The 25,451-nt window shown below is 64.0% G+C and carries 35 protein-coding genes and 1 other RNA gene; 25 read left to right on the plus strand and 11 right to left on the minus strand.

What is annotated here, in order from left to right; genetic code table 11:
• Positions 1-39: 39 nt before the first annotated feature.
• The 7 genes from ACN20X_RS21775 to ACN20X_RS21805 are packed head-to-tail and all read right to left on the minus strand — an operon-like array spanning position 40 to position 4,128.
• Entirely contained in the window at positions 40-546 is a 507-nt protein-coding gene (locus ACN20X_RS21775; protein WP_279493048.1) for a hypothetical protein, read from the minus strand.
• Positions 543-1,433: a hypothetical protein gene (locus ACN20X_RS21780; protein ID WP_047218035.1), complete on the minus strand. Its 891-nt coding sequence runs from the start codon at positions 1,431-1,433 to the stop codon at positions 543-545. Before ACN20X_RS21780 ends, ACN20X_RS21775 begins: the two co-directional genes overlap by 4 nt.
• Positions 1,427-2,413 carry a hypothetical protein gene (locus ACN20X_RS21785; protein ID WP_047218034.1) on the minus strand — a complete coding sequence of 329 codons (987 nt, stop codon included), beginning with the start codon at positions 2,411-2,413 and terminating at the stop codon, positions 1,427-1,429. The genes ACN20X_RS21780 and ACN20X_RS21785 overlap by 7 nt, the downstream gene beginning before the upstream one ends.
• Entirely contained in the window at positions 2,410-3,072 is a 663-nt protein-coding gene (locus tag ACN20X_RS21790; protein ID WP_227472665.1) for a phage antirepressor KilAC domain-containing protein, read from the minus strand. Before ACN20X_RS21790 ends, ACN20X_RS21785 begins: the two co-directional genes overlap by 4 nt.
• Positions 3,073-3,107: 35 nt before the next feature.
• Entirely contained in the window at positions 3,108-3,533 is a 426-nt protein-coding gene (locus tag ACN20X_RS21795) for a hypothetical protein (protein WP_047218032.1), read from the minus strand.
• Positions 3,534-3,539: 6 nt separating this feature from the next.
• Positions 3,540-3,869, minus strand: coding sequence for a hypothetical protein (locus ACN20X_RS21800; protein ID WP_047218031.1), 330 nt, complete (start codon positions 3,867-3,869; stop codon positions 3,540-3,542).
• Positions 3,862-4,128 (minus strand): transcriptional regulator, encoded by a 267-nt coding sequence (locus tag ACN20X_RS21805; RefSeq protein WP_082138064.1) that lies wholly within the window; start codon positions 4,126-4,128, stop codon positions 3,862-3,864. The genes ACN20X_RS21800 and ACN20X_RS21805 overlap by 8 nt, the downstream gene beginning before the upstream one ends.
• A 75-nt stretch (positions 4,129-4,203) precedes the next feature.
• On the opposite strand from ACN20X_RS21805, the gene ACN20X_RS21810 reads away from it, so the two are divergent.
• From ACN20X_RS21810 to ACN20X_RS21920, 23 genes are all read left to right on the plus strand, one after another.
• Positions 4,204-4,926 (plus strand): S24 family peptidase, encoded by a 723-nt coding sequence (locus ACN20X_RS21810; protein WP_051940901.1) that lies wholly within the window; start codon positions 4,204-4,206, stop codon positions 4,924-4,926.
• Positions 4,908-5,195 carry a hypothetical protein gene (locus ACN20X_RS21815; RefSeq protein ID WP_126312992.1) on the plus strand — a complete coding sequence of 96 codons (288 nt, stop codon included), beginning with the start codon at positions 4,908-4,910 and terminating at the stop codon, positions 5,193-5,195. The genes ACN20X_RS21810 and ACN20X_RS21815 overlap by 19 nt, the downstream gene beginning before the upstream one ends.
• 112 nt (positions 5,196-5,307) lie before the next feature.
• A complete protein-coding gene (locus ACN20X_RS21820) occupies positions 5,308-5,676 on the plus strand; it encodes a hypothetical protein (protein ID WP_126312991.1) in 369 nt (122 codons plus the stop codon).
• A 155-nt stretch (positions 5,677-5,831) separates the two neighbouring features.
• Complete coding sequence (locus ACN20X_RS21825; RefSeq protein ID WP_047218094.1) at positions 5,832-6,131, plus strand: hypothetical protein; 300 nt, start codon at positions 5,832-5,834, stop codon at positions 6,129-6,131.
• Between the two features lie 503 nt (positions 6,132-6,634).
• A complete protein-coding gene (locus ACN20X_RS21830; protein ID WP_052862669.1) occupies positions 6,635-6,970 on the plus strand; it encodes a hypothetical protein in 336 nt (111 codons plus the stop codon).
• A gap of 534 nt (positions 6,971-7,504) precedes the next feature.
• Positions 7,505-8,191, plus strand: a complete 687-nt coding sequence (locus ACN20X_RS21835) for a hypothetical protein (protein WP_047218029.1) — start codon at positions 7,505-7,507, stop codon at positions 8,189-8,191.
• Between the two features lie 83 nt (positions 8,192-8,274).
• Entirely contained in the window at positions 8,275-8,472 is a 198-nt protein-coding gene (locus ACN20X_RS21840; protein ID WP_126312990.1) for a hypothetical protein, read from the plus strand.
• Positions 8,460-8,771: a hypothetical protein gene (locus ACN20X_RS21845; protein WP_047218028.1), complete on the plus strand. Its 312-nt coding sequence runs from the start codon at positions 8,460-8,462 to the stop codon at positions 8,769-8,771. Before ACN20X_RS21840 ends, ACN20X_RS21845 begins: the two co-directional genes overlap by 13 nt.
• 106 nt (positions 8,772-8,877) lie before the next feature.
• On the plus strand, positions 8,878-9,174 hold the full coding sequence (locus ACN20X_RS21850) for a hypothetical protein (protein ID WP_126312989.1): 297 nt from the start codon (positions 8,878-8,880) through the stop codon (positions 9,172-9,174).
• A 5-nt stretch (positions 9,175-9,179) separates the two neighbouring features.
• A complete protein-coding gene (locus ACN20X_RS21855; protein WP_047218026.1) occupies positions 9,180-9,467 on the plus strand; it encodes a hypothetical protein in 288 nt (95 codons plus the stop codon).
• Positions 9,468-9,543: 76 nt separating this feature from the next.
• Positions 9,544-9,960 carry a hypothetical protein gene (locus ACN20X_RS21860; protein ID WP_034369364.1) on the plus strand — a complete coding sequence of 139 codons (417 nt, stop codon included), beginning with the start codon at positions 9,544-9,546 and terminating at the stop codon, positions 9,958-9,960.
• 38 nt (positions 9,961-9,998) lie between these two features.
• Positions 9,999-10,850: a YfdQ family protein gene (locus ACN20X_RS21865; protein ID WP_047218025.1), complete on the plus strand. Its 852-nt coding sequence runs from the start codon at positions 9,999-10,001 to the stop codon at positions 10,848-10,850.
• 45 nt (positions 10,851-10,895) lie between these two features.
• The gene (locus ACN20X_RS21870; protein WP_034369360.1) at positions 10,896-11,126 is read left to right on the plus strand and encodes a hypothetical protein; all 231 of its coding nucleotides are present in this window, start codon (positions 10,896-10,898) and stop codon (positions 11,124-11,126) included.
• Positions 11,123-11,305, plus strand: coding sequence for a hypothetical protein (locus ACN20X_RS21875; protein ID WP_473209912.1), 183 nt, complete (start codon positions 11,123-11,125; stop codon positions 11,303-11,305). Before ACN20X_RS21870 ends, ACN20X_RS21875 begins: the two co-directional genes overlap by 4 nt.
• A 29-nt stretch (positions 11,306-11,334) precedes the next feature.
• Positions 11,335-11,622 (plus strand): H-NS histone family protein, encoded by a 288-nt coding sequence (locus ACN20X_RS21880; protein WP_473209913.1) that lies wholly within the window; start codon positions 11,335-11,337, stop codon positions 11,620-11,622.
• A 27-nt stretch (positions 11,623-11,649) separates the two neighbouring features.
• Complete coding sequence (locus tag ACN20X_RS21885) at positions 11,650-12,015, plus strand: ogr/Delta-like zinc finger family protein (protein WP_289087188.1); 366 nt, start codon at positions 11,650-11,652, stop codon at positions 12,013-12,015.
• Positions 12,016-12,128: 113 nt separating this feature from the next.
• Positions 12,129-13,934, plus strand: a complete 1,806-nt coding sequence (locus ACN20X_RS21890) for a DNA cytosine methyltransferase (protein WP_473209914.1) — start codon at positions 12,129-12,131, stop codon at positions 13,932-13,934.
• Positions 13,935-14,034: 100 nt separating this feature from the next.
• A complete protein-coding gene (locus ACN20X_RS21895; RefSeq protein WP_473209915.1) occupies positions 14,035-15,285 on the plus strand; it encodes a hypothetical protein in 1,251 nt (416 codons plus the stop codon).
• 280 nt (positions 15,286-15,565) lie between these two features.
• The gene (locus tag ACN20X_RS21900; protein WP_473209916.1) at positions 15,566-15,979 is read left to right on the plus strand and encodes a hypothetical protein; all 414 of its coding nucleotides are present in this window, start codon (positions 15,566-15,568) and stop codon (positions 15,977-15,979) included.
• Between the two features lie 35 nt (positions 15,980-16,014).
• Positions 16,015-16,695 carry an ASCH domain-containing protein gene (locus tag ACN20X_RS21905; RefSeq protein ID WP_473209917.1) on the plus strand — a complete coding sequence of 227 codons (681 nt, stop codon included), beginning with the start codon at positions 16,015-16,017 and terminating at the stop codon, positions 16,693-16,695.
• Positions 16,692-17,159 carry a hypothetical protein gene (locus tag ACN20X_RS21910; RefSeq protein WP_473209918.1) on the plus strand — a complete coding sequence of 156 codons (468 nt, stop codon included), beginning with the start codon at positions 16,692-16,694 and terminating at the stop codon, positions 17,157-17,159. The genes ACN20X_RS21905 and ACN20X_RS21910 overlap by 4 nt, the downstream gene beginning before the upstream one ends.
• A 109-nt stretch (positions 17,160-17,268) precedes the next feature.
• Positions 17,269-17,523, plus strand: coding sequence for a hypothetical protein (locus tag ACN20X_RS21915; protein WP_046984231.1), 255 nt, complete (start codon positions 17,269-17,271; stop codon positions 17,521-17,523).
• A complete protein-coding gene (locus ACN20X_RS21920; protein ID WP_473209919.1) occupies positions 17,484-18,665 on the plus strand; it encodes a tyrosine-type recombinase/integrase in 1,182 nt (393 codons plus the stop codon). Before ACN20X_RS21915 ends, ACN20X_RS21920 begins: the two co-directional genes overlap by 40 nt.
• Positions 18,666-18,777: 112 nt before the next feature.
• Here ACN20X_RS21920 and ssrA read toward each other — a convergent pair.
• From ssrA to ompA, 4 genes are all read right to left on the minus strand, one after another.
• Positions 18,778-19,155, minus strand: a transfer-messenger RNA (tmRNA) gene (gene ssrA / locus ACN20X_RS21925).
• A gap of 12 nt (positions 19,156-19,167) precedes the next feature.
• Positions 19,168-19,833 (minus strand): HAD-IA family hydrolase, encoded by a 666-nt coding sequence (locus ACN20X_RS21930; RefSeq protein WP_016449508.1) that lies wholly within the window; start codon positions 19,831-19,833, stop codon positions 19,168-19,170.
• 5 nt (positions 19,834-19,838) lie between these two features.
• Positions 19,839-20,561: a bifunctional 2-polyprenyl-6-hydroxyphenol methylase/3-demethylubiquinol 3-O-methyltransferase UbiG gene (ubiG, locus tag ACN20X_RS21935; RefSeq protein ID WP_016449509.1), complete on the minus strand. Its 723-nt coding sequence runs from the start codon at positions 20,559-20,561 to the stop codon at positions 19,839-19,841.
• An 85-nt stretch (positions 20,562-20,646) separates the two neighbouring features.
• The gene (gene ompA, locus ACN20X_RS21940; RefSeq protein ID WP_016449510.1) at positions 20,647-21,306 is read right to left on the minus strand and encodes an outer membrane protein OmpA; all 660 of its coding nucleotides are present in this window, start codon (positions 21,304-21,306) and stop codon (positions 20,647-20,649) included.
• A gap of 229 nt (positions 21,307-21,535) precedes the next feature.
• Between ompA and gyrA the strand changes: the two genes are divergently transcribed.
• Both gyrA and serC read left to right on the plus strand, forming a co-directional pair.
• Positions 21,536-24,202, plus strand: a complete 2,667-nt coding sequence (gene gyrA, locus ACN20X_RS21945; RefSeq protein WP_016454362.1) for a DNA gyrase subunit A — start codon at positions 21,536-21,538, stop codon at positions 24,200-24,202.
• A gap of 123 nt (positions 24,203-24,325) precedes the next feature.
• On the plus strand, positions 24,326-25,435 hold the full coding sequence (gene serC / locus ACN20X_RS21950; RefSeq protein WP_016449512.1) for a 3-phosphoserine/phosphohydroxythreonine transaminase: 1,110 nt from the start codon (positions 24,326-24,328) through the stop codon (positions 25,433-25,435).
• Positions 25,436-25,451 lie beyond the last annotated feature (16 nt).

Here is a 25,451-nt window from a genome sequence, read left to right on the forward strand (position 1 = left end):
TCCCCGCTGAGATTGATTTGATGTTGCTGCCATTGGTTATCAGACGACGATGAATTCATGGGTGTCGCTGCCGTGGCTGTTGACCAGCAGCTCGCGCAGGCGGCGTTCGGTGGCGCGGTGCGCGCGGATGAAGGTGCGGGCCGGGATCACCTCCAGCACCTGGCCGTAGGCCTCGCCGAACTCGACCAGGTGGCCCAGCTGCACGGCGTTCAGGCGCATCTCCTGGCCGTGCCCGTGCTTGCGGCCCAGGTCCACGACTGCCGCGACGGCATCGGCAAACAGGCTCTGGGCCTCAGGCTCGGTGAAGACGCCCATGCCCAGCAGCGTTTCGGAAAGGTTTGCGGCGTCGGCCAGATCGCGCCAGTGCTGCACCGTGGGTGCGGCGTAGCCCACGGCATGCACGGCGGCCAGGACTGCAGCAGCCAGGGGCTCGCGCTTGCGCTGGTGCAGCGGCTGCCGTTCGCTCGCAGACAGCTCCTGCGCGAGCGAGTAGGCATAGGGCAGCGCCAGGTAGGCACGGGTAGCGGCCGGATGGATGGCGCTCATGGCTGGCTCCCCTGCTGGTGCTGCGCCACGGCGGCGGCTGTGCGGCGCTTGGCTTGACCCAGGCGCATGCGGGCGGCGCGGGCCTGGACCTGGGCACGGGTGAAGCGGTTCGTGCGGCGCGCGGCCTCGTCGCGCAGCTCGGCCAGGCGGCGGCGCACCTCCGGCGTTGCGTCCTTGGTCGGGAGCACCTTGCCGGCCAGCAGTGCCACCGGATTGATCGCGGGCGCGGCCAGAGCCAGGCGGCCATGCTGGACGTGGTCGCGTGCCGCTTCGGCGGAAAGCAGGCCCTGCTGCACGGCCTGTGCCAGCGTCTCGCCGTTGAAGATGGCCTCGGGCAACGTCACTCCGTTTTCCAGGGCCAGCACCACGGCGGTGGGCGCCGGCAGCTGGCCGCGCTCCCACGCATTGCGCAGCGCCAGGGCGCGCAGCTCGCGGTCGGTACCGAAGGACACCAGAGGCGCAGGCAGCCGCTTCGTGGCGCGGGCCAGGCTGGTGATGCGCTCGTAGGCCGACAGGAACGACATGCGGGCGCCGATCTTGTCGCCGCCGGCGGCCACCGTCGCGGCGATGGCCCAGGCCTCCTGCATCTCGCTGTTCCAGACCACGGTGGCGCGCTCATCCTGAGCCTGCAGGACGGTGGCCCACGCCTCATTGGGGGTCAGGCGGCCGGCCAGCGCCTCCAGGCGCTCGATGATCACCTTGGGCGTGAGCCGGCCTGTGTGCTCGGCGCGCACGCGGGCCAGGGCCAGCTTCAGGACTTCCTGCGGAAAGCCGGCCAGGTCATCGGCCATGACGGCGGCCGCCGTGGGGGTGATGGCATGGCCCAGCAGTTCGGCAGTCTGAGCCAGTTGCTGCAGCAACCACCGCAGTTGCTCGTGGTTCAGCATGCGCCGCCCTCCCCTGCTGCTGCGCGTGCCGCGAGCAGGATGCCCATGGCGTCATCGGCCACCGAAGCATTGGCGTCCAGCTGGTCAGCCTGCCGGGCACGGGTGCTCGTCATGGTGTGGCCGGTCTGGCACTGCGTTGCCCACTTCTCCGCGTTCTGCTGCAGCAGGCGAACGGGGTGCATCTCCCGGACGATGAAGTCCTCCTGCACACGGCGCACGTAGTGCACGGCGATGCGGGGGGCGACCTCGGCGCCAACACGGTCGATGAAGTTGCAGATCTGGCCGCCCACCGTCTGGTTCCAGACGGGCCAGCTGTGGTACCGGCCCTCGTAGGCAATGGCGTAGGCGATCCAGGTCTTGTGGGACTTGGTGTCGGGGCCGGGGTAGCGCAGCTCAGCAGGGATCTCGTGGATGGTCCCGTTGGGTGCCGTCACACGCATCGGCTCAGCAGCAGCGTGGGGGGCTTCAGCCCCCGTCGCAATACTCTCTGCTGTAGTCTCTGAAGTAGTCTCTGTTGTAGTCTTACTTAGTTTAGATTGCGGGTTTCCTGCAGACCTGTTTGCAGCTTTCCCGCGAACCTGTTTGCGGGATTTCTGCGAACCTGCTTGCGGGGTTCCCGCATCCTTGATTGCAGGATTCCTGCAATCTTGTTTGCAGGGGGTCTCCAGGCCCTCCAACTGGCTCACCAGCGCATCGATGCTGACCCGGAAATACAGCTTGGCGGGGATGCCGCGGCGGGCCTCCTCCATGAGGCCGAGCGACAGCAGCTTCTTACGGGCGGTCTCCTGCTCAGTGCGGCTGAGGCCTGTTTCATCCTCCCATTCCACCTGTGTCTTGAAGAACCAGCCGTCGTCGTCAGAACCACGGTTGGCCCAATACACGGCCTGGGAGAGCATCAGCGCGCCTGTGATGCCGGCGCCAAGGTGCACAAAGGAACGCTGGAAGGCGATGGGCCGGTCCAGCATGGAAGCGAGATTCATGCGCGCTCCCCTTCCGCCAGGCGGGCCTGGTGCTGGCCCCACAGGCCGGCGATCCAATTCACGCCCTTGGGTGTGAACTTCGTGGCGTTGAAGGCGTGATCGTTGACATGGGCCACGCCCGTCTTCACGACAAAGCGGCCAGCATCGATGTGGCACTGGTGCGCAGTCCATTCGCCGCCCAGGCGGTACATGATCTTTTCGTCCTGCAGCCACGCGCGGAACTCGTGCTCGTTCGCGCCCAGCAGCTTGGCCACCTGACGGAAGCCCTTTGCGCCATTGGCGGCCACGTAGCGATCCACGTATTCAGCCTTGGGCGCGGCCAGTGCCAGGGCGGCCTGCTGCTGCTCGATCTGCTCGGCTTGTTCGGCGGCCAGACGGAGCGCCTGAGACATCGTGCGCGGCACCGCCGGGGCGGCCTGGGCCTCCAGCTCCTGCCAGCGATCCACCAGCCGCGCGGTGAACTCAGGAGACAGCTGCGCCACCACGACATAGCTGTCGCGTTTGCACAGTTGGTAGACGCTCACGGTCTGGCCGAGATGGTTCCGAACTTCCTGCAACGCAGGGAGTTGGATCACGCCGCGCGCGCCAAGGCGCTCGATGGAGGTCTTCACGTTGTCGTGGCGGGACTCCACCAGGGCGGCGATTTCTTCGCTGCTCATGGTCAGCACAGCGGCGGAAATTGCAGTGATCGCATTCATCGGGCAGGCCCTCCGAATTCGGGGCTACCAAAAGGCCCTATGAGCTTGGCCAGCGCCTCGGTACGCTGCGCGTCATGGTTCACTTTCTCCACCACCATCTGCCGATAGGTCTTGCCGTAGACCAGGGCGTACACGCAGTCGCGCAGCACCATGGATGTGTCCGTGGCCTGCTGGCCGCAGTGGCGCAGGAACAGGTCGGCCGTGGCCTCGTCCACCTTGGTGCGCAGCGGGATGTCCAGCTTGCCCAGCGGGCCGGCAATGCCGCGCGCGAACATGGGCCCGCCAGCTTCTTCGTCCAGTTGGTCCTGGACACGAGCCAGCACGCGCTCGGCCTGCTCAGCGTCGAGGTCGGCAAGAGCTGCCTGGATCGCCCGGAAGGCGGCCGCTTCAGCCCGGCTCAGCTTTTCGTGGGTGTCACGCATGCGGGACTACTCCTTGGATGTGGTGACAGGTGGAGGGGCGTCGGGATGCCAGCGATTGAGGCGCGACCAACCCAGCAGCCAGCTCAGGACAGGCGGACGCGACGCGGGTGCATTGGCCGTACCGTTGGAGCTGTCGAAGTCGCCGAAGGCATCCCCATGAATGGCGCGAAGAATCGCGTTGCGCTCTTCCTCGCTACCGTGCATGAGGCGATGCCTGATCACGAACCGTTGGTGATCGCGCTTGGCCTGCACGGTCGCCTCGCGTTTCCTGCGCAGTTCCCGCAGGCGCTGCACAGTGGGCGGGGCCTTGTCTCCCCAGCGGTACGGCTTATGCATGGCCCTGCTCCTGGGGGGTGGGCTGCGCAAGCTCAGGCCAGATGTCCTGCCAGTCGTTGGGGCGCAGGTCTCGTCGGGAGACCACGCCGCAGGACAGCGCTTCAATCCTTGGGCTGAGCGCCTTTGGGACCGGGCGGCGCCTCTTGATCCACTGATTCACAGTGGGCGCGGAAACCTGGAGCGCGCGAGCCAGGGCAGCTTGGCTGCCAACAAGATCGACAACTGCCTGAACCGCAAGTCCGGGGTGTGAGTACGTCATACCCCATGATAAGGCTCTGCCTAATTTTTATCAATAGGCATTGCCTACGCACACTCACACATGGAACATTAGGCAATGCTTACTGGTGAAAAATTAGGCCAAGCCATCGCTGAAGCCATCGAACTGAAGGGCGTCTCCAAGAAGGAGGTAGCCGAGCACTTTGAGGTGAGGCCTCCATCCATCCAAGACTGGGTGAATCGCGGGACCATCAGCAAGGACAAACTCCCAAAGCTCTGGAGCTACTTCGCAGACGTGGTCCAGCCTGCGCACTGGGGGCTGCCCGATTACCCGCCAGGGACTACCGCCGAGACGTCCAAACAAGGGGAAAACGTGATCCAGGTCATCGATGACACCCCACCGCCCGGCTACGTACGCCTGCAGCATCTCTCGGTCCGGCCGTCAATGGGTCCTGGCTCGCACATGGACGAGGCCGTGCAGATCGTCCGGCATCTCGATGTCTTGGAAAGCTGGGTTCGCAAGAAGATCGGGACAGTCAATCCCGAGCGCATCAAGATCATGACGGGCAACGGCCACAGCATGAAACCGACGATTCAAGATGAAGACCTAGTGTTTGTGGATATGGGGCAGCGGACCATTGACGCCCAGGGGATTTACGTCATTGATGTTTACAACCGCCTCTTGTTAAAGAAAGCACTAATACTCTCTGACGGCACACTGGTCCTTCGCAGCGACAACATCGTGGACTATCCCGACGAAGAGCGAATTGATCTTCGCAAGGCATCTGAGTGCATCAACATTGCCGGCAAGGTGTTGGCGTGGTGGACTATGAAGCATTGAAAAACGAGTTGCTCATGGCTATAGACGGAACAATTCAAGATTTTGCACTCGCAAGTGTGCGGCTTCATCTTTCCCAACAAGTGAACGCAAGAGCCCTGCAAAGTGCCGTGGAAGAACTTATTGATCTACTCCAAGAGATGCCAAGCGTTTCGCAGCAGGCTATTGGAAGGCTAGAGGTGGTACGCCAAAAGACCTCAGATCAAATTGCAGAAGCAGAAGAGCGAACCGACGAACTTATTGCCGCGTTGGAGAAACTCGTAAATGGTTGAGCACATAGACGAGGTCTCTCGCAAGAGAGATCAGATAATGCGAGGGCTGGAGCTGAAAGCGCACTCCGGGCAGAGGTTGAAAGGCGGCGGTCCACCAACGGATAATGGAGACATGGAAGCACGCGTCGCCGCCCTAGAAGAGGCCGTCAAAAATCTGCCCACCAAGGCAGATTTGGATACGCTGCGTCGTGAAACGAAGGCGGAGTGGTCGGAGTTCACCAACGCATCTAAGGCAGAGTTCGCCGCGTTACGCGCAGACATAGCGAAGAGCCAAGCCGACATGCATAAGGCAATCGCGGACAACCACCGTTGGACCCACGGGGCACTTATTGGCATTGGGACGATTGCAGTCGCTGGCATCATCGGCGTCATCTCGACAATCTGGACGGCTGGGAAGCCGCCACCCCAGTCCGTACCATCTTCGCCCCAACAACCCATCATCATCAATGTGCCATCTCCGGGCGCGACACCGAAGCCATAAGCGCACTACCCTGCCCAAGAAAAGCATGCCCGCCTCGAGCGGGCTTTTTCATGGACGCTGGCTGGCGAGGTACACGCCATGTAACAAATTACTGTACACACATACAGTTGTCATGCATACTAGAACTGTGTTTTTAACCAGCACCAAGGATGCACATGACCACTTCCGCCCTCACCTCACTCCGAGTCACCCTTCAAGACTGCATCGGCATCGAGCACGACATCAAAGCCAAGGCTGAAGCCCGATTTGCCAAGGTGATTGAACGAAGCTTCCCAAACCAAGAGGCCATGACCCGGGCCTACAAGCTCTTCAACGATGCGGCCGAGGGCGGCGTAATCGGGAAGGCCAACGAGCCAGTGGCGCTCGCCTGGCAGAAGGCCTATGAGGCGGCCCAGCAAGCCGGACTCCAGGGGATTGCAGTGGAGGAAGCCTACTTCGAAGTGCGTCTGCACTGAGTGCATCCAATATGCACCGAAATAATAAGGCAACGCCTATTGCAGAAAATTAGGCATCGCCTTATCATCACACTCAACCTCCCTGCCACCGCACATGCGGACCGACTGGGAAGTTGGGCACCACGGCATCGACCGGCGCGCTCTGGCTCTTGCAGCAAGCACGGCTGGGTAAAGACAGGGCGCCGCGGGCATGGCGCGGTTGGAATGTTGAACCTGCCGGTGCGAAGGCTAGTAGCGCTCTGCCCCTGGATGGGATCAGGCATCGCGAACGAGATATGGCGCCGCATGTATGCCGGACTTGAGCCGGCAGCAGGCGAGCTACCGCTGCACTGCGAACCGCCTCCTGGGTCAAGAAAACGGGAGTGAGGCATGTACTGGGATGCCAAGAAAAGAAAAGCCCAGATCAACGCCCTCCCCGAGCGCATCGGGGCGAAACAAAAGAGGCTTCTCGATTCGGGAGGCCTCTTTTGTTTCCACCACCACCCACCACAGGAGAGACCACCGTGAACCAGACCAACTCCCTCGCCCATCTCGGCGCCGCCCCTGCCCGCGGAGTCAGCGCCCTGCACGCCGCTGCCCAGGCCCAACCCGTCAGCCAGGTCGAAGCCGCGCTCAGCAACGTCGATGCAGGCATGGATGACTTGAAGAACACCATCAGGCGCATCTCGGGCCGGCTGGAACCCGTAATGTCGGCCGCAGGCATCTCAGCCGAGGGCAGTGCACACGAAGCCGAACCTGCATCCTCGACGCCGCTGGTGCGCCGCCTGAACGAGCTGGCCAACCAGCTGCGCCAGGACTGCGCCGCCCTGCAGGACCTGGAGCGGCGCCTGGCGCTGTGAAGGCACGCGCTGCCAATCCCGAGTGAGCGGATTGACAGCGGGATAGAAACACGCCCCGGCCAAGCGCCGGGGCCATCAAGAGTGCTGACTGGTGGGCGCGCGCCTTGGAGTGGCCCGCCCCGAAAGTGCGCTGCAGGTGGTATCTGCTGGGGCCAGCCAGCACCCTTGATGGCAAATCGTGACAGGCATTTGCCCGCCTGCAAGCAGTGAAAGTCTAGCCACCGTCGATAGAGGGAAGCCGGGGCTTACACGGCATGCCATCATCCATACCCTGGCCACGGGGTCGCAGAGGCTTAGCAGGCCGCAGCAGGTGGGAGCCCTGCACCTTTTACTTCCCGTTCACATTTGCCTGGCCGTGGGCAGAGTATCGTGGACGCAATCAGTTTCCACGCCGAGCCTGGGTTCCTCCTCCCTCCCTCTCTACTTCCCAGGCGCGCCTTTCAAGGCATCGGCACTTTCCATCAAGGCCCTGCAGCTTCACCAGTTGCAGGGCCTTTTGTTTTTTGGCCCGCGCGGCCGCAATCAGGAGCCCCCATGGAAATCAAGATCGAATTGGACCTGCCCGCAATCGTCGCCCAGGCCGTCAGCGCTGAGCGCATCCAACCCATCGTAGACAAGGCCATCGCAGAAGCGGTCAAGGATGCAATCAACGATGCCACCGGCTATCGCAGCAAGTTCCGCGATGCCATGAAAGAGCAGCTCAGCGAAGCCATGCCGCACGGCCTGCGAATTGATGACGTTGCCAAGTTCCAGCATGTGCTCAATGCAGCAGTTTCCAGCGCTGTCCAAGGTGAGAACGCGAAATCTGTGCAGACGGCCATCACGTCTGCAGTGGGCAGCTTCATGCCAGATCTTCCCGAACGCATCAAGCTCTCGGTTTTGCTGCAGCAGGCGCGCAGCGGATTCCTCAAGGAATCCCACGAGGCCTTCTATGCCGAACTCGAAATGAGCGAGTACAGCGGCGGTGGCGGATGGCTTTATTTGGACGGCGAAGAATCCACACGCGGAAAGCACTCTGCCTCCATGCGACTCGCCTTCACCAGGGAAGGTCAAGTCTATTCGCTCACGCTGAACGACAAGGTGGTCACCCCGATGAGCCTGCCAAACGCAGTCGGTGAATTTGAGGCCACGCTTCTTGCTCTTTATGTCGGCCGCACAAGCCTGGAAATCGATATGCATGAGCACGACGTTAAGTCCGCAGCCAGCGAGCAATACGACTGAGCCACTGTTTCGTGGGGGCCGCTTCGTGCGGCATTTGGCCCGTCCTGCAGCAATGTGGGGCGGGCGCTTTTTTGGAATCCACCATGAGAACCAGATTCACCCGGCTGCGCGGCGATCGCGGCCAAGCGGCCTATGAGCCGCGCTCTCTTGCCGAATGGAAAGAAGAAGAGCGCCTGTTGGCAGAGGCTGCAGCCCAGCGCCGACAGCAGCAAGCCACCAACCCCACGAATCCGCCTCCTGGCGGATTTGTTGTTTCTGGAGAGCCCAAATGCAACGAGTGATCCCATCCGAGCCCTTCAATCCTGACCCCGACGCGCGCTTTCTGCGCACTGCCTCCCGCCCTGGTCCTGTGGTCGAGCCAGGCCCTACGCCCACGCCCGGCGGCTGGCTTCTGTTGTGCGTGGTCCTGCTTGTGGCTCTGGCGCTCAGCGCATGTGCTGATGCCGGCGCGGCCCAGGAGCCCGCGGCCAGCGCAGCGGACGTGCAGCGCGCGCACAGCGCCGCCCAGGCCTGCCCGCCCGGCCATGCCGTGGTCTGGAACGGGCCGCAATCCATGGAATGCCTGCGCGAGCTGCCATGACCAAGCTTCTCGGATTCTTCCTCTGGTCCGCCTTCTCGGCTGCCGGCCTTGCTGCTGCGGTCGCCATCTCCGGAGCACCCCTTTTCTGAACATGGAGCACCAGCTCATGAGCCATTCCACAGAAACCATCGAAGGCGTGCGCGTCACCCACGAGATCACGTCCAACCACCACGCTCATGCAATGACGCACGTGGCCGAGCCGATCATCGAAATCCTGAGCGCCTACGGCCAGCGAAACGGCAACACGTTTGCCCTGTACGGCGGCCTGTACGCCATGGGTTGCGCCCTTGCCAGCGTCGGCGCGAACCTGGAGCGCGGCGTGGATCTGCGTCAGCAGCTCGAACCCATGCTCGCCGGCTACAAGGCGATGCGCGAGTCCCAGCTCAAGGCACAGGCCCGCTGATCGCCATGCCGAATCCCGAGAAGCTCAACCTCTCGCAGATCTGCGCCGCCTTCGCACCCGTGCTGCAGCTCAGCGCCGCAAACCTCGTGGCCCTGGGCGTGCCCTTCGAGAAGGACCGCAGCGCGGTGCTGATGAACGCCCGCGACCTGCCCCGCCTGGCCGACGCCCTGATCGACCAGCTCTATGCCAAACGCGAAGAGTTCCTGGCCGGGCCTGCGCCGCGCGCGCCAGCGATCCCTGCGCCCGCCATCCAGCACCTGCCCGCCGACGACACCGAAGGCGGCGCGATATAGCCGGCCCTCCCCTGCTCTCCCTCAACGCCCACCACCTGGTGGGCATTTTTTTACCTCAACCAGATAGGAGCATCCCGTGAGCAAGCTCATCAATCCCACCCTCAAATCCAGGCGCCAGGCCTTCGCCGACTTCCTGGCAAACAGCGCGCCCTTCCTGGGCGAGGAAGCCACCGAGGCCCTGAACGACCTGGTGCACGCCACCACGGAAACGGGCAAAGCCGGCTCGCTCACCTTGACCATCAAGATGAAACCCATCGGTGGCAAGGCCGGCCAGATGGAGCTGGACACCGATGTGAAGACCAAGCTGCCCGCGCCCACGAAGGGCCGAACCATCCTCTTCACCACCCCCGACAACAACCTGCAGCGCAGCGATCCTCGCCAGCAAACGCTGGATGGCGTGCGCGACGTGTCGCAGGAATCCATTGCCCAGAAGGAGCTGCGCCAAACCGCCGCAGCCCCTGAGCAGCAGCCCGGCCTGCGCGTCGTCGGCTGACTCCCATTCCCTCAACCCAGTCCCTCAAGGAGAACCCCGTGGACCTGCAAGACACCAAGACCGAAACCGCCAGCCGTGAAATCCAGGCAGCCAGCCATCAAGACGTGCGCTTTGTCGGCGCCGGCGCGCCCATCGTGCTTCTGCCCGAAGGCTTCACCGCTGAAGACCTGAGCCACACGCTCGCGGCCCCGACCCGCAAGAAGGGCACGGTGCAGTTGAACGATGCCGAATCGTTCATCGCCGTGGTCAACGACCAGAAGGGTGAATCCACTCGTCTGTTCAGCACCATCGACCCGCCCACCTTCACTGCCGTGTTCAATCACATCGCGTTCGGCAGTGGCTGGGGTGATCACCAAGCTCGCTACAACGCTCCCCTCTCGCCGGAGTGGAAGGCGTGGACAGGCATGGATGGCAAGAAGGTGGGCCAGGTCGAGCTCGCGCAGTTCATCGAGAGCAACCTGGTCGATGTCGTCTACATCGCTGCCGACCCGGCAGCGCGCGAACCAGGCAGCCCGGACGGCTCCACGTTGCTGGAGGTCTGCCGCACGCTGGAAGCCAAGAAGAAGGTGGACTTCAAGAGCAGCGTACGGCTGTCGGACGGCTCGACCCAGTTCACCTATGACGAAGACGTGCAGGGCAGCGCGCGCCAGGGCCAGCTGCAGGTGCCCGAGCAGTTCAGCCTGGGCATTCCCGTCTTCGAGAACGGCGACAAGTGGCGTGTGGATGTGCGCTTCCGCTACCGCATCGACGGCGGCAACCTCGTCATGTGGTTGGAGCTGGTCCGTCCGCACAAGGTGGTTGAGCAGGCCGTGAAGGACCTGCGCGAAAAGATCGCCGCCGCCACCGAGCTGCAGATCCTCAACGGCGCGCCGAACACCGCGCGCAACTGATTGCGGGGGCGCCTATCTTGGGCGCCCTTTGCGAACTCCCCCGTCATGGCCACACCACCTGAAAAGGTCTGCACCACCTGCGGCGAGCCATGGCCCGCCGACGTGGGCTTCTTTCGCGCCCTGGTCAAAAGCCCCGACGGGCTGGCCGACCAGTGCAACGCCTGCGTGTGTGACAAGTACCGCCGCTATCGCATCCGCAACCCCTCCCGCCCGCGCGCCACCGACATGCTCGCCAGCATCTGGATGCGGCCGGCGGCCCCAGCCTCAACAGCATGAACCAAGACACCGAACACCAGCCCACACGCGCCGAGCGCGATCTGCCGGCCGCGCACCGCGCCGCCGAACGTGCCCGCGCCATCTGGTGGGACGAGCAGAAGCCCACGCACTGCTTCGGCTGTGGCGCCGAACTGCCCGAAGACCACAACCGCGGCGATGCCCTGCCCTGCGGCCACTGATCACCACGTCCCAGAAAGGAAACCCTGAAATGACCGAATACCAGAACCTGCTGGCCCGCAAGGCCGAACTCGACGCCCAGATCGCCCAGGCCCAGGCCGAGCGCAAAGCCGATGGCATCGCCGCGGCCCGCGCGCTGATCCAGGAGCACGGCCTGACCGCTGCCGATGTCTTCCCCGCCGCGAAGGCCAAGGGCAGCGTGGGCGCCCCGAAGTACCGTGACCCAGCCACAGGGGTCACTTGGACCGGGCGCGGCAAGCCCCCGAACTGGATCAATGGGAAGGACCGTGCTCCGTTCCTGATCGCTCCCACCGAATAGGCCGCAACCAAGAACCAGGAGCCAACCATGCGCATGATGTGCCCCCACTGCAGCGAGTTTGCATACACCCGCACTAGCCTGCCGCTGACCAACACCAGCCGCGAGACCATCTTCCAGTGCCGCAACATCGACTGCGGTCATGTCTTCTCGGCGGTCACCGAGATCAACCGGACGATCGTGCCAAGCGCCAGGCCGAACCCACTGGTGATTCTTCCAATGGGGGCGCGGATACGGCGGACCGAGGAAGGTTCGCAACCCCGCAAGGCCATCAAGCCTCCGTCTGAGCCCAAATTCCGCAATCCAGACACAGGTGCCACCTGGACTGGGCACGGCCGGGCGCCCGGGTGGATTGCCGGCAAGGACCGCACGCCCTTCCAAATCACGCCCGCCTGACCCCCGAGGCATGAGCACAGCGCATGGGCGCTGTCCTGATACCTCCCCTCCCCCGAAGCCACCCGGCCCCGTGCCGCGAGTGGCTTTTTTTGGCCCAAATTTCGAGGAACCCCATGCAAACACCCCAATTCATCTTGGGCCTTGAAGACGAGCTTGTCGTAGACGAGTTCGCCTGCGGCGGCGGCATGTCCGAAGGCATCGAGCAGGCCATTGGCCGCCATGTGGACATCGCCGTCAACCACGACAGCGATGCGTGCAGCATGCACGAGGCGAACCACCCCCAGACCGAGCACTACCGCAAGGACGTGTTTGAGGTCTGCCCGCGCAAGGCCACGCGCGGCCGGCCCGTGGGCCTGCTGCACATGTCGCCAGACTGCACCCATCACAGCCAGGCGCGCGGCGGCCAGCCCCGTTCCAAGAAGCTGCGCGGCTTGGCCTGGATCGGCGTGCGCTGGGCAGGCATGAAGCGCCCGCGCATCATCACGTTGGAGAACGTCAAGCAGATCCTGCTATGGGGGCCGCTCATTGCGAAGCGCTGCCCAAAGACGCGCCGCGTCGTCAAGCTGGACGGCTCCGTGGCCGCGCCCGGCGAGCGCGTGCCGGTGCACGAGCAGCATCTGGTGCCCGATCCCAAGCATGTCGGCCGCACCTGGCGAGCGTTCGTGCGGGCGCTGGAGCGCCTGGGCTATGTCGTGGAATGGCGTGTGCTCTGCGCTGCAGACTACGGCGCCCCGACGACACGTAGCCGCCTGTTCATGGTGGCCCGCTGCGACGGCGCGCCTATCCACTGGCCGGAGCCTACGCACTTCAAAGAACCGAAGAAGGGGCAGAAGCGCTGGCGGTCGGCCGCCGAGTGCATCGACTGGAGCATCCAGGGGCGCAGTATCTTCGAGCGCGAGAAGCCGCTGGCCGATGCCACGCTGCGTCGCATCGCCCACGGCATGAAACGGTACGTGCTGGACAGTGCGGACCCGTTCATCGTGCAGATTGCAAACTGGTCTCGGCATGGGCTGTCCAGCACGAAAGACCCGCTGTCCACTGTCACGGCCTGGCCTCGCGGCGGATCGCACGCGGTGGCCGCGCCTGTGATGGTGCAGGCCGGCCACGGCCAGGGCACTCCGGACGCGCCACGCTGGAGCTACGGGGCCAAGGATGTCCACCAGCCCGTGGGCACCGTGACGGCCAGCGGCGGCGGTCAGGCGCTGGCCGTGGGCACCATGGTGCAGATGGGCTACGGTGAGCGTGAGGGCCAGGCCCCTCGCGCGCTGGACTTGGAGCAGCCCATGGGCACCGTGGTGGGCGCTGGCAAGTTCGCGGCCGTGGCCGCCTTTGTCGAGCAGGCGAACGGCGGATTCAACGCCACGCCGGCCCACGATGCGCGCTCGCCGATGACCACCAGCACGGCCAGCGGATCGCAGCAGCGCGTCGTCACCGCCCACCTGACCACGCTGCGCAGGAACTGCATCGGCAAGGAAATGCGGGAGCCATTGCCCGCAGTGACTGCCGGCGCGGAGCACCACGCACTGGTCGAGTACCACCTGTCGCCCGAGGCAGAGGCCGGCGCGCTGCGCGTGGCTGCATTCTTGATCCGCTACTACGGCCAGGGCGGCCAGCTCGGCGAGCTACGCGAGCCCATGTCCACCAGCACCACCAAAGACCGGCTGGCACTGGTCACGGTCTGGCTGCGCGGCACGCCCTACGTGGTCGTGGACATCCAGCTGCGCATGCTCACGCCGCGCGAACTCTACAACGCCAACGACTTCCCCCGCACCTACGTGATCGACCGGGGGCACGACGGCCGCGTCTTCTCCAAAACCACCCAGGTGCGCATGTGCGGCAACGCCGTGCCGCCATCGCTTGGCCGGGCCGTCATCGCAGCCAACTGGACCAGCCGAGCGGCGCTGCGGAAGGCGGCATGAGCGTCACCCCACCCCAGGCCGCGTGCCAGCAGCTGCTGCAGCGCGCCAGCCACGTCATTTCCAAAACCGCCAGCGAATGGCGAATCGACAGGAGCAACCCATGACCCACATCCTGATCCCGCGCACGCCCAGCCTGGCCCTGCTGCGCCCCTTCATTGAGTGCCCTACACCTGAACTTGACCAGGCCTGGGCTGCGATGGTTCGCATCGCGGAGGTCCAGCACGCACGCGACGGCCGCGGCTGCCTGGCCCAGATCGAGGAGCCAGCCAAGCCTCTGGCCGAGATCTGCTCCGCAAGCCACGACGATGCCGAGTTCGGCGAGCGCGCGATCAAGCCTCTGTGCGACATCAGCGGCTTCGAGTACGGGACGCCGCTCTACGCCGGGGCAGCTCCTGCCGCTGTGGCTGGTCCGGCCTGGGACAAGACGCGCGACTCCCTGGCAACGCTGCTGTTGGGGCTGGCGCGCCGTCCATTTCTGGACTTCGATGTTGCCTGCATCGCACTGGACGCTGCAACGGAGTCGGGCATGCCGCTGGCCTACATACGCGGCGCCCAGGCAGCGCCCGCCCTGGAAGCGCCTGCAGCCCCGACAGAAAGCCCGCTGGACGACAGCGAGTTGGAAGACCTGGCCGAATCGGCATGCCAGGAGGCGCTGTCCTTCGGCGTGTCGAGCGATTCATTCCTGCGCCTGGCCAAGACAGTTCGCCTCCGCGCCACGGCAGCAGCGCCCCAGGCACCTGCTGCGCCCTCGGTCGCGCCCGCGCAGGGCGATCCTGCGGCCTTGCTGCAACTCGCAGAAGTGCTCGAGAGTGGGCGGTCATTGATCGACATCGAGCGCAAAGAAGCTGCGCACGCGCTCAGGCTGCAAGCTGCGGCAGCACCTGCTGCGCCCGTGACGCCGGTCGAAGCCATGGCCGCCCTCAAAGCTGCCTTTGCCTCCGACCCCGAGTACGCATGGTCCTGGCACTGCGCCATCTGGTCGTGCGCCCACGACGAGGGCCTGGCCACGAGCGCGGCGAATCGCGCTGCGGCGCGCCTGATGCATATGGCCTTCGACTGCGACACCAGCAAGAACCAGCACTTCTGTGACGAGCATCGAGTGGCAGCACCTGCTGCGCCTGCAGTGGATGCCGCCAGCGACACGGCGCTGCTCGATGCCATGGAGCGCGAGCGCATCGCGGTCATCCCCGAGTTTGAAGGCCCCTGGGATGCACAGATCTTTGGCGAAGACGAAGCCGCCCTGGCATGCGGCAGCGGCGCGACGCCCCGCAAAGCCATCGCCGAAGCAATGGCATCGCTCGAAGCCCGCAAGGCCCACGACGCAGCCCAGGCCAAGGAAGGCGGTGCGTGATGGCACTTCCTGGATACACCCCTGCCGTCAAGCAGGCAGACGACGCGATGCGTGCTGCGCGGGCCGCGATCATGGCCGCGCTGGAGAGCGACTTCCCCAAGGGCTGCCAGGTTCGCGTCCACCACGGGCGCGGATGTTTCGAGGCAACCGTCGTCGGCTGGGGCGCGTACGGAGAGCCGCGAATCACACTCCGGCACAACCGGACGGGCCGCCATTTCCGCCGGGGCGCTGAGTACGTGGAGGCCATCCCAGCCCAGGCAGCAGCCAAGGGGGAGTGAGCATGGGATACACCCTCAAACCACGGCACAGGGCGGTAAGCGACTTCGACGCCGGCGGATTCTCGTGGCCGTGGATGTTGGATGCCGGCGTTGGCCTGCCCCTGGGCTATGGCAAGGCCTTCGTGCCTGGGCAGTACGTCGCGCGGAATCGCAAGGATGGACTGTGCGTTTCCGCAAACGATGGCGCCCGGGTCTCGGCCTCCGAAGCGAAGCAGATGGCGCAGATCGCTCGCTGGGTGGCCGACCTGCAGGACAGCCTGTATGCCGAGTGGGAAAAGATGCCGGCCAGCGAACAGCAGCGCATGCGTGACGACCGCACCCGCCTTTACACCCTTCCCGTGCGCCGCGACTTCGTTGAGGAAACGCGCGCATTTGCTGACTGGGCCGAGAAGTCGGGAGGCTTCCGTGTTTGGTAACGAACCACAGCGCCCACTGGGCACAAGGAGAGCACATGAAAGAACGACCGATCCTGTTCAGCGGGCCGATGGTCCGCGCCCTGCTGGCCGGCACGAAGACCATGACTCGAAGAGTGGCCAAGGTGGAAAGCACGCTGGGCATCGATTCGATCCTGGCGCCGCGCCGGGCCGGTGGCCATGCCGCCACCTACCTGCTGCCAGACCAGGCTGCGGAGGCCGCTGTGTGCTGCCCCTACGGCCAGTCCGGAGACAGGCTCTGGGTGCGCGAGACCTTCTACGCCTGGGGCCGCTGGGAGACTCGGTTCAGCTCGAAGAAAGGCCGCGACGAGTGGCACTTCGTGGACATGACGCTGGAGTGCGGCAAGGCCTATCAATATGCCGGTGACCGTCCTCAGCCTCTCGCGGGTAAACGCGACGGCGGCACTCTGCCCAAATGGTTCAAACGGCCAGCGATCCATATGCCCCGGCCCGCCAGCCGCATCCTGCTGGAAGTGACCGGCGTGCGTGTGGAGCGCCTGCAGGACATCAGCGAGGCCGACGCACTGGCCGAGGGCGTCCCGCATAGCCTGAATCTCCCCGGCGGCAGGTTCGCGCGGGAGAACTTCGAACACCTTTGGTGGACCATCAACGGCGACGGATCGTGGGAGTCCAACCCCTGGGTCTGGGTCGTGGAGTTTGAGCGCGCCCAGGCGCAGCAGAAAGGACAGACCCCGTGACCACAGCACCAACACCCCTGGCCGGCGTCAGCGCGATCCAGCCGAAGTCCCCCGCGGCCGGCTCCGGCTGGACCCGGGCCGATCACATCCTGGCCATGGCCCACGAACTGGACGCCATGGGCTACCCCTGGCAGGCCTGGGCCCACCAGGAGAACGGCCTCCTTGTCATCTCTGCCGTGGAGAAGCCTGAACCCGAGCCGGGAGAGTTCGACGCGGGCCCCGAGTACCACCTGAGCATCAGCGCCATGGGCAGTCGCTGCAGCAGCGCCGACGCCATGTGGGCCCTGGGACAGTTCGACCTGGCAGACGCCAAGGAAGACAACCACGTCCCCAGCGGACGCGTGCGCAACTTCTGGCGGCCGGTGGCCGACCGGCTCAGCGGCTTTGAATGCCCGTGCCAGGACAGCGAGCCGGCCATGCGCGAGGACAAGGGCGATTTCATCTGGAGAGGTGCACCACGATGATGGCAAGCAAGAAGCACAAGGAATGGCGCGACAAGCGCGCGCCACACCGAGACGAGAACCAATCACCTGGCCAGCACCCGCTGGCCTTTGTTTTTGAAAGGCCCGACAGATGAAAAGCGCTTCCAACACTGCGGCCTTGGTGGCCGCCGAAGAAAATGCCGCCGCCAATGGCCCCGAGTGGGTACTGGCAAGCAAGTACGAGGAAATGACAGGCGTCACCCGCGAAACCGTCAAGCAGCGCAAGAAAAACGGCACTTGGAAAATCGGCCAGCAGGTCGCCGTCGTTTCCCGCCGCCTCTACGTAAACATTAAAGCAGCTGACAAATGGATAAGCGACCAAAACTCGAAACACCACCTGGCGTAACTGTCCGGGAATTTGCCACCGGCAGCCGGATTCAGATCGCGTTCACTTTTGAGGGCCGGGAGTGCCGCGAAATGCTCCCTGCCGGCCCTGTGAACAAATCCAGCATCCAGCGCGCGGCGGTCCTGCGCGAAGACATCCGCGCCAAGATCAAGGCGGGAGACTTCGACTATGCCGAGCACTTCCCCGAGAGCCCGCGGGCCGGGGTGAGCCGGAAAAAGGCTGGCCTCATGCGTGCTCTGCTCCAGAAGCAACTGGAGACCTATGAGCGCCAGGTACAGAACGGCCAGCTCTCGCCATCGACATACAACGGGTATGCGAAGGTGATCAACGGGGAGCGGATGAAGCACTGGCACGAGGTGCAGGCCTCGGACGTGACGCCCAGCATGCTGCGCGAATGGATCACGGAGATGGACTGCACATCGAAGGCAATCCGAAATATGCTGATCCCACTGCGATCAGTCTTTGAAGACGCGCTCAATGATGGGTTGATCGAATTCGACCCATTCGAGCGCATCGCATTGACGAAGCTGATCCGCCAGACCAGCCGGGCCAGCGACTATGTAGTCCAACCATTCACCCGCGCGGAGCGCGAAGCCATTTTGGTGGCGTGCCGCGAGGACGAGCGCCCCATGCTCCAGTTCTGGTTCAACTCTGGATTGCGTCCGGGTGAATTGCAGGCGCTGCAGTGGGAACACATCGACTTCGACAAGCGGATCGCGCGCATCGTGCTCAACCAGGTGGCCGGCGTCGTCAAGGCTCCGAAGACCGAGGCCGGCAAGCGGGACGTGGAACTCAATGCCGAGGCAGTCGAGGCGCTGAAGCAACAGCGCTCGGTCAGCCAGGCCCGCGGCGCCAGGGTCTGGCTGAACCCGCGCACCTTGAAGCCATGGACCACTGACGCCCAAATCCGGAAGACGCTCTGGCTGCCGGTGATGGAGCGGGCCGGGATCGAGTACCGCAACCCGTACCAGATCCGGCACACCTATGCGTCCACGCTGCTGACCGCCGGCGCCAACCCCTGGTATGTGGCCCAGCAGCTTGGGCACGAGGATGTAGAGATGGTTTTCCGGACCTACGGCAAGTTCATCGGCGAGGACTACCAGAAGCCCAGGGCGGAACTGCGGCTCGTCAGCGGGTCGTAGCCCGTGCGAATCGCGTGCGAAATCGGTGCGATTCTGGAGACACCGCAGGACACTTCAGGGCAAGAAAAAACCGCCACACACTGAGGTCTTCAGTGTGTGGCGGTGTCTTGGATGGTGGAGCTGGCGGGAATTGAACCCGCGTCCGCAAGCCTTCGCCGGGCAGATCTACATGTTTAGCGTTCTGTTTTGAGTCTCGCCTCCCGAGTCGCGCAGGCGCACGCTACCCGGGATGCCAGCTTCCTTGGATCTTGCCACGTACTAAGAAGCCCAGCACGCAGCCAGCTGATGTGAATTCCCTTGCAGCCGGGAGGTATTGCTACCCCCTTGCCCAGCCCATCAGCGTGCTGTTGCAAGGCTCACCGGATTTAAGCGGCGAGTGCGAAACGTTCGTCGTTTGCAGTTAGTTTTTTGAATGGAGATTTACGAGCGTCAATCAAGCTCGACATGCACCACACCGGTCCCGAACCCACGTCGAAACCAGGACAGCCCCAAGGCTCCTATCTTAGCCTCTTTCCAGCAGTTTCAAGAGCTCCAGCGGAGAATTGATTTGCGCATCCGCCTGCCAGTGCAGCGTATCGCCGGCTGCGCCAAGGTAGCCGTAGCAAGCCGCCACGGTCTTCATGCCTGCGGCCTTGCCTGCAACGATGTCGCGCTCGTCGTCACCGACATAGACAAAACTCTCGGGAGGAAGGCCGATACGCGCGGCAGCCTCCAGCAAGGGTGCAGGATGGGGCTTTGCATGGGGCGTGGTGTCGCCGCTGACGACGGCTGACGCAGTTGCGAACAGCGGCATCTGTTGCGTCAGCGGGTCGGTAAAGCGCATGGACTTGTTCGTGACCACGCCCCAGGGCATGGACACAGCCTGGAGTCGTGCAATCAGTTCCTCGACACCCTCGAACGCATAGGTGCGCTCTGTCATGCATTGCTCGTAGTTGCGGAAGAACTCCTCGCGCATCTGCGCAAACTCGGGCGAGTCGGGCGTGAGCCCGAACCCCACCCCCAGCATGCCCCGCGCCCCCGCGCCCGCCATGGGTCGATATCGCTCATAGGGAATTGAAGGCATACCCCGATCCGTACGCATCCTGTCTGCGGCTGCACCCAGGTCTGGTGCACTGTCGATCAAGGTGCCGTCCAGATCGAACAGCACGGCTCGGACTTCTTTCCACATGCAGCTTACCCCTCAGCCCGGCGCGTGGCCAGCATGTAGTTCACAGATGTGTCTGCACTGAGCCAGTAGCGCCCTGTGATGGGGTTGTGCTGCAGGCCCTTGCTAGCCTGCAGATCAAGGCCAGCCTGACGGGCGAACATGGCGAGTTCGCTGGGCTGGATCAGTTTCCCGTACTCATGCGTTCCCTTGGGAATCATCTTGAGCAGGTATTCTGCCGCGACGATGGCCAGACCGAAGGCCTTTGCACTGCGGTTGATCGTGGAGAAGAACACCCAGCCGCCAGGCTTGACCAGCTCAGCACAGGCCGATACCACGGAGGCGGGATCGGGCACATGCTCCAGCATCTCCATGCAGGTCACCACGTCAAAGGAACCAGGCTGCTCCTGGGCCAGACGCTCCACACTCACTTCGTGGTAGTGGATGTTGGGCGTACCCGTCTCCAGTGCATGCAGCTGGGCCACGCGCAATGCCTTGGTGGCCAGATCGATGCCAACCACTTCGCGCGCACCCTTGCGCGCCATGGAGTCGGCAAGGATGCCGCCGCCACACCCGACATCCAGAATTCTGCGCCCCTTCAAGGGAACTTGCGCATCGATCCAGTCAAGCCGCAGCGGATTGATCTGATGCAGGGGTTTGAACTCACTTTCCGGGTCCCACCAGCGATGGGCCAGGCTGGAGAATTTCTCCAGCTCCGCCGGGTCGGCGTTGAGGTTGATTGCGTTGCTCATGGAGTCGATTGTCGGCGATTGCAGCGACCGTTCAGCCATAAAAAAAGCCCCGTTGCCGGGGCTTTTGCGAGAAGCAATCGAAAGATTACTGGGCGGCGCGGGTGCCGACCACTTCGATTTCCACGCGACGGTTCTTCGCGCGGCCTTCCTTGGTCTTGTTGTCGGCGATGGGCTGCTTTTCGCCCTTGCCTTCAGTGTAGACGCGGTTCTTTTCGATGCCCTTGGACACCAGGTAAGCCTTCACAGCTTCAGCGCGGCGAACCGACAGCTTCTGGTTGTAGGCGTCAGAGCCAACGGAGTCGGTGTGACCCACGGCGATGACCACTTCCAGGTTGATGCCCTTGACCTTGGAGGCCAGGTCGTCCAGCTTGGCCTTGCCTTCGGGCTTCAGAACCGACTTGTCGAAGTCGAAGAAAGCGTCGGCAGAGAAGGTCACCTTGGAGGCCACGGCCGGAGCGGGTGCCGGTGCGGGTGCGGGAGTTGCCGGAGCGGGCGTTGCGGCGGGAGCCACAGCGGCGGCCACAGGCTTCAGAGCGCCGTCGCAGTCAGCAGCTGCAGTGGCGGGCGTCCAGTTGGCATCGCGCCAGCACAGTTCGTTCGTGCCGTTCTTCCACACCAGTTCGCTGGTGCCGTTTTGCCAGTTGTCGATGGTCTTGCCACCGTCAGCAGCCTTCACTTGTGCGCCAGCGGCCGTTGCGAGGGCGGCAGAGGCAAACAACATCGCCACTTTGTTCAGTTTCTTCATGGTTCTCCTCTTGGGGAAAAAGCCGCAGCAGGGCTGCGAATCTGTGGACGTCATCAGTGACCATCACCAAAAACGTTGAATTGATTGTGCCATACGTCACATGCAGACGGACCGCCAAGCGGGGGCCAACAAGTAGGACAGCGGCGGAATTCCAGGGTTATGTTGCTCGGCTGCTACACGTCATTCGACCTAAAATGGGCCTTTTCCCGCCGTCAGAGTATCGCCACACATGACCCAGTTTGCTAAAGAAACCCTGCCCATCAGCCTCGAAGAGGAGATGCGTCGCAGCTATCTCGATTACGCGATGAGCGTGATCGTGGGCCGGGCGCTGCCCGATGCGCGAGATGGTCTCAAGCCTGTGCATCGGCGCGTGCTTTTTGCCATGCACGAGCTCAACAACGACTGGAACCGGCCGTACAAGAAGTCGGCGCGTATCGTCGGTGATGTGATCGGTAAATACCACCCGCACGGCGACAGTGCGGTGTACGACACCATCGTGCGCATGGCGCAGGATTTCTCGCTGCGCCACATGCTGGTGGACGGTCAGGGCAACTTCGGTTCGGTGGACGGGGACAGCGCGGCGGCGATGCGTTACACCGAAATCCGCCTGTCCAAGATTGCCCATGAAATGCTGGGCGATATCGACAAGGAAACGGTCGATTACGGCCCGAACTACGACGGCAGCGAGCGCGAGCCGCTGGTGCTGCCTGCGCGGCTGCCCAATCTGCTGGTCAACGGTTCCTCGGGCATTGCCGTGGGCATGGCCACCAATATTCCACCGCACAACCTCAACGAGGTGGTGGACGCCTGCCTGCACCTGCTGCAGACGCCCCAGGCCACCATCGACGAGCTGATGGAGATCATCCCCGCGCCCGACTTCCCGACGGCCGGCATCATCTATGGCATCAACGGTGTCAAGGAGGGCTATCGCACGGGTCGCGGACGCGTGGTGATGCGTGCCAAGTGCCACTTCGAGGACATCGACCGCGGCCAGCGCCAGGCCATCATCGTCGATGAGCTGCCCTACCAGGTCAACAAGAAGACGCTGCAGGAGCGCATGGCCGAGCTGGTGCACGAAAAGAAGATCGAGGGCATCAGCCACATCCAGGACGAGTCCGACAAGTCGGGCATGCGCCTGGTGATCGAGCTCAAGCGCGGCGAAGTGCCCGAGGTCGTGCTCAACAACCTGTACAAGCTGACCCAGCTGCAAGACACCTTCGGCATGAACATGGTGGCGCTGGTCGATGGCCAGCCCAAGCTGTGCAATCTGAAGGATCTGGTCGAGGTCTTCCTGCAGCACCGCCGCGAAGTGGTCACGCGCCGCACGGTCTATGAACTGCGCAAGGCGCGCGAGCGCGGCCATGTGCTGGAAGGCCTGGCGGTCGCGCTGGCCAACATCGACGACTTCATCGCCATCATCCGCAACGCGCCCACGCCACCTGTGGCCAAGGCCGAGCTGATGACGCGCAACTGGGACAGCAAGCTGGTGCGCGAGATGCTGACGCGCACCCGTACCGATGGCGGCGTGGTCAATGCCGACGACTACCGCCCCGATGGCCTGGAACGCGAATTCGGCATGCAGGCCGATGGCCTGTACCGCCTGTCCGAGACCCAGGCCCAGGAAATCCTGCAGATGCGCCTGCAGCGCCTGACCGGCCTGGAGCAGGACAAGATCGTCGCCGAGTACAAGGACGTGATGTCCATCATCGAGGACCTGCTGGACATCCTGTCCAAGCCCGAGCGCGTGTCGGCCATCATTGGCGACGAACTCAAGCAGATCAAGGCCGAGTTCGGCCAGAGCAAGGTTGGAGCCCGCCGCAGCACGGTCGAGTACAGCGCGCAGGACCTGTCCACCGAGGACCTGATCACGCCCACCGACATGGTGGTCACGCTCAGCCACACGGGCTACATCAAGAGCCAGCCGCTGTCCGAGTACCGCTCGCAAAAGCGCGGCGGCCGCGGCAAGCAGGCCACGGCCACCAAGGAAGACGACTGGATCGACCAGCTGTTCATCGCCAACACGCACGACTACCTGCTGTGCTTCTCCAACCGCGGCCGCCTGTACTGGCTCAAGGTCTGGGAAGTGCCGGCGGGCTCGCGCGGTTCGCGTGGCCGCCCCATCGTCAACATGTTCCCTCTGCAGGATGGCGAGAAGATCAACGTGGTGCTGCCGCTGACGGGCGAGTACCGCAGCTTCCCGGCCGACCACTATGTGTTCATGTCCACCAGCATGGGCACCGTGAAGAAGACGGCGCTGGACGAGTTCTCCAACCCGCGCAAGGCCGGCATCATCGCCGTGGGCCTGGACGAGGGCGATTTCCTGATCGGCGCAGCCCTCACCGACGGCAAGCATGACGTGATGCTGTTCAGCGACGGCGGCAAGGCCGTTCGATTCGACGAAAACGACGTGCGCCCCATGGGCCGCAATGCGCGTGGCGTCAAGGGCATGACCCTGGAAGAGGGCCAGAGCGTGATCGCAATGCTGGTGGCCGAGGACGAATCGCAAAGCGTGCTCACGGCCACGGAAAACGGCTACGGCAAGCGCACGTCCATCGTCGAGTACACGCGCCATGGCCGAGGCACCAAGGGCATGATTGCCATCCAGCAGTCCGAGCGCAACGGCAAGGTGGTCGCCGCCACCCTGGTCCACGCCGATGACGAAATCATGCTGATCACCGACACTGGCGTGCTGGTGCGTACCCGGGTCTCGGAAATCCGCGAGCTGGGCCGAGCCACCCAGGGCGTGACGCTGATCTCGCTGGACGAAGGCGCCAAGCTGGGCGGCCTGCAGCGCATCGTCGAAAACGATGCCAACGAAGTCGAGGGCGAGGCCACGGGCGAGGAAGCCCCGGGCGGCGACGAAGCCGCTGCCGAAGGCACGGGCGAGCCCGCCTGATGACCCGGCCGCCGCTGGGGCTGCCTCCCACACCGGGAGTGCAGCCGTAGCGGCGGCCCAGATTTTTGACAGTTGCAGGCCCCGCCCGAACTGGCGCCTGCGCGTGACTTGACAGTGAACTCCATGAACCGCCCTTACAACTTCTCCGCCGGCCCTGCCGCCATTCCCGCCGAAGTGCTGCAGCAGGCAGCCGCCGAAATGCTCGACTGGCACGGGTCCGGCATGAGCGTGATGGAGATGAGCCACCGCGGCAAGGAGTTCATCTCCATCTACGAACAGGCCGAGGCCGATCTGCGCGAGCTGCTGGCCGTGCCGCCCGAATTCAAGATTCTGTTCATGCAGGGTGGCGGCCTGGCCGAGAACGCCATTGTTCCGCTGAACCTGTCGCGCGCCGGCACGGTGGACTTCGTGCTCAGCGGCAGCTGGAGCCAGAAGTCGGCCAAGGAAGCACGCAAGTACGTAGCCGATGCACACATCGCAGCCAGCGGCGAGGACAGCCAATTCACCACCCTGCCCGCCCCTGAAAGCTGGCAACTGAGCCGTGGCGCCAGCTACGTGCACATCTGCAGCAACGAAACCATCCATGGCGTGGAGTTCCAGGAACTGCCCGACCTGAAGGCGCTGGGCTGCGATGCTCCGCTGGTGGTTGACTTCTCCTCGCACGTGGCCTCGCGCCCCGTCGATTGGAGCCGCGTGGGCCTGGCGTTCGGCGGTGCGCAAAAGAACCTGGGCCCGGCCGGCCTGACCCTGGTCATCGTGCGTGAGGACCTGCTGGGCCACGCCCTGCCCGCCTGCCCTTCGGCTTTCGACTACAAGACCGTGGCCGACAACCAGTCGATGTACAACACGCCGCCCACCTGGGGCATCTACATCGCGGGCCTGACCTTCCAGTGGATCAAGCGCCAGACCGAAGGCGGCCTGACCGGCGTGGCGGCCCTGCAGGCGCGCAATATCGCCAAGGCCGACCTGTTCTACCAGTACGTGGACCAGTCCTCGTTCTACGTGAACAAGGTCGCTGCCAATTGCCGCTCGCGCATGAACATCCCTTTCTTCCTGCGCGACGAGTCGCGCAATGACGCCTTCCTGGCCGGAGCCCGGGAACGCGGCCTGCTGCAGCTCAAGGGCCACAAGTCCGTCGGCGGCATGCGTGCCAGCATCTACAACGCCATGCCCATCGCTGGCGTGCAGGCGCTGGTGGAGTACATGCGCGATTTCGAACAGCGCAACGCCTGACCGACCACACCCCTTC

Source organism: Delftia sp. PX-1 (assembly GCF_055797465.1).

What these genes read in the sequence shown, in the direction of transcription:
- ACN20X_RS21775 (WP_279493048.1), bottom strand. Translation starts at nt 546, where the DNA reads ATGAGCGCCATCCATCCGGCCGCTACCCGTGCCTACCTGGCGCTGCCC.
- ACN20X_RS21780 (WP_047218035.1), bottom strand. Translation starts at nt 1,433, where the DNA reads ATGCTGAACCACGAGCAACTGCGGTGGTTGCTGCAGCAACTGGCTCAG.
- ACN20X_RS21785 (WP_047218034.1), bottom strand. Translation starts at nt 2,413, where the DNA reads ATGAATCTCGCTTCCATGCTGGACCGGCCCATCGCCTTCCAGCGTTCC.
- ACN20X_RS21790 (WP_227472665.1), bottom strand. Translation starts at nt 3,072, where the DNA reads ATGAGCAGCGAAGAAATCGCCGCCCTGGTGGAGTCCCGCCACGACAAC.
- ACN20X_RS21795 (WP_047218032.1), bottom strand. Translation starts at nt 3,533, where the DNA reads ATGCGTGACACCCACGAAAAGCTGAGCCGGGCTGAAGCGGCCGCCTTC.
- ACN20X_RS21800 (WP_047218031.1), bottom strand. Translation starts at nt 3,869, where the DNA reads ATGCATAAGCCGTACCGCTGGGGAGACAAGGCCCCGCCCACTGTGCAG.
- ACN20X_RS21805 (WP_082138064.1), bottom strand. Translation starts at nt 4,128, where the DNA reads ATGACGTACTCACACCCCGGACTTGCGGTTCAGGCAGTTGTCGATCTT.
- ACN20X_RS21810 (WP_051940901.1), top strand. Translation starts at nt 4,204, where the DNA reads ATGCTTACTGGTGAAAAATTAGGCCAAGCCATCGCTGAAGCCATCGAA.
- ACN20X_RS21820 (WP_126312991.1), top strand. Translation starts at nt 5,308, where the DNA reads ATGGAAGCACGCGTCGCCGCCCTAGAAGAGGCCGTCAAAAATCTGCCC.
- ACN20X_RS21825 (WP_047218094.1), top strand. Translation starts at nt 5,832, where the DNA reads ATGACCACTTCCGCCCTCACCTCACTCCGAGTCACCCTTCAAGACTGC.
- ACN20X_RS21835 (WP_047218029.1), top strand. Translation starts at nt 7,505, where the DNA reads ATGGAAATCAAGATCGAATTGGACCTGCCCGCAATCGTCGCCCAGGCC.
- ACN20X_RS21840 (WP_126312990.1), top strand. Translation starts at nt 8,275, where the DNA reads ATGAGAACCAGATTCACCCGGCTGCGCGGCGATCGCGGCCAAGCGGCC.
- ACN20X_RS21845 (WP_047218028.1), top strand. Translation starts at nt 8,460, where the DNA reads ATGCAACGAGTGATCCCATCCGAGCCCTTCAATCCTGACCCCGACGCG.
- ACN20X_RS21850 (WP_126312989.1), top strand. Translation starts at nt 8,878, where the DNA reads ATGAGCCATTCCACAGAAACCATCGAAGGCGTGCGCGTCACCCACGAG.
- ACN20X_RS21855 (WP_047218026.1), top strand. Translation starts at nt 9,180, where the DNA reads ATGCCGAATCCCGAGAAGCTCAACCTCTCGCAGATCTGCGCCGCCTTC.
- ACN20X_RS21870 (WP_034369360.1), top strand. Translation starts at nt 10,896, where the DNA reads ATGGCCACACCACCTGAAAAGGTCTGCACCACCTGCGGCGAGCCATGG.
- ACN20X_RS21875 (WP_473209912.1), top strand. Translation starts at nt 11,123, where the DNA reads ATGAACCAAGACACCGAACACCAGCCCACACGCGCCGAGCGCGATCTG.
- ACN20X_RS21880 (WP_473209913.1), top strand. Translation starts at nt 11,335, where the DNA reads ATGACCGAATACCAGAACCTGCTGGCCCGCAAGGCCGAACTCGACGCC.
- ACN20X_RS21885 (WP_289087188.1), top strand. Translation starts at nt 11,650, where the DNA reads ATGCGCATGATGTGCCCCCACTGCAGCGAGTTTGCATACACCCGCACT.
- ACN20X_RS21890 (WP_473209914.1), top strand. Translation starts at nt 12,129, where the DNA reads ATGCAAACACCCCAATTCATCTTGGGCCTTGAAGACGAGCTTGTCGTA.
- ACN20X_RS21895 (WP_473209915.1), top strand. Translation starts at nt 14,035, where the DNA reads ATGACCCACATCCTGATCCCGCGCACGCCCAGCCTGGCCCTGCTGCGC.
- ACN20X_RS21900 (WP_473209916.1), top strand. Translation starts at nt 15,566, where the DNA reads ATGGGATACACCCTCAAACCACGGCACAGGGCGGTAAGCGACTTCGAC.
- ACN20X_RS21905 (WP_473209917.1), top strand. Translation starts at nt 16,015, where the DNA reads ATGAAAGAACGACCGATCCTGTTCAGCGGGCCGATGGTCCGCGCCCTG.
- ACN20X_RS21915 (WP_046984231.1), top strand. Translation starts at nt 17,269, where the DNA reads ATGAAAAGCGCTTCCAACACTGCGGCCTTGGTGGCCGCCGAAGAAAAT.
- ACN20X_RS21920 (WP_473209919.1), top strand. Translation starts at nt 17,484, where the DNA reads ATGGATAAGCGACCAAAACTCGAAACACCACCTGGCGTAACTGTCCGG.
- ACN20X_RS21930 (WP_016449508.1), bottom strand. Translation starts at nt 19,833, where the DNA reads ATGTGGAAAGAAGTCCGAGCCGTGCTGTTCGATCTGGACGGCACCTTG.
- ubiG (WP_016449509.1), bottom strand. Translation starts at nt 20,561, where the DNA reads ATGAGCAACGCAATCAACCTCAACGCCGACCCGGCGGAGCTGGAGAAA.
- ompA (WP_016449510.1), bottom strand. Translation starts at nt 21,306, where the DNA reads ATGAAGAAACTGAACAAAGTGGCGATGTTGTTTGCCTCTGCCGCCCTC.
- gyrA (WP_016454362.1), top strand. Translation starts at nt 21,536, where the DNA reads ATGACCCAGTTTGCTAAAGAAACCCTGCCCATCAGCCTCGAAGAGGAG.
- serC (WP_016449512.1), top strand. Translation starts at nt 24,326, where the DNA reads ATGAACCGCCCTTACAACTTCTCCGCCGGCCCTGCCGCCATTCCCGCC.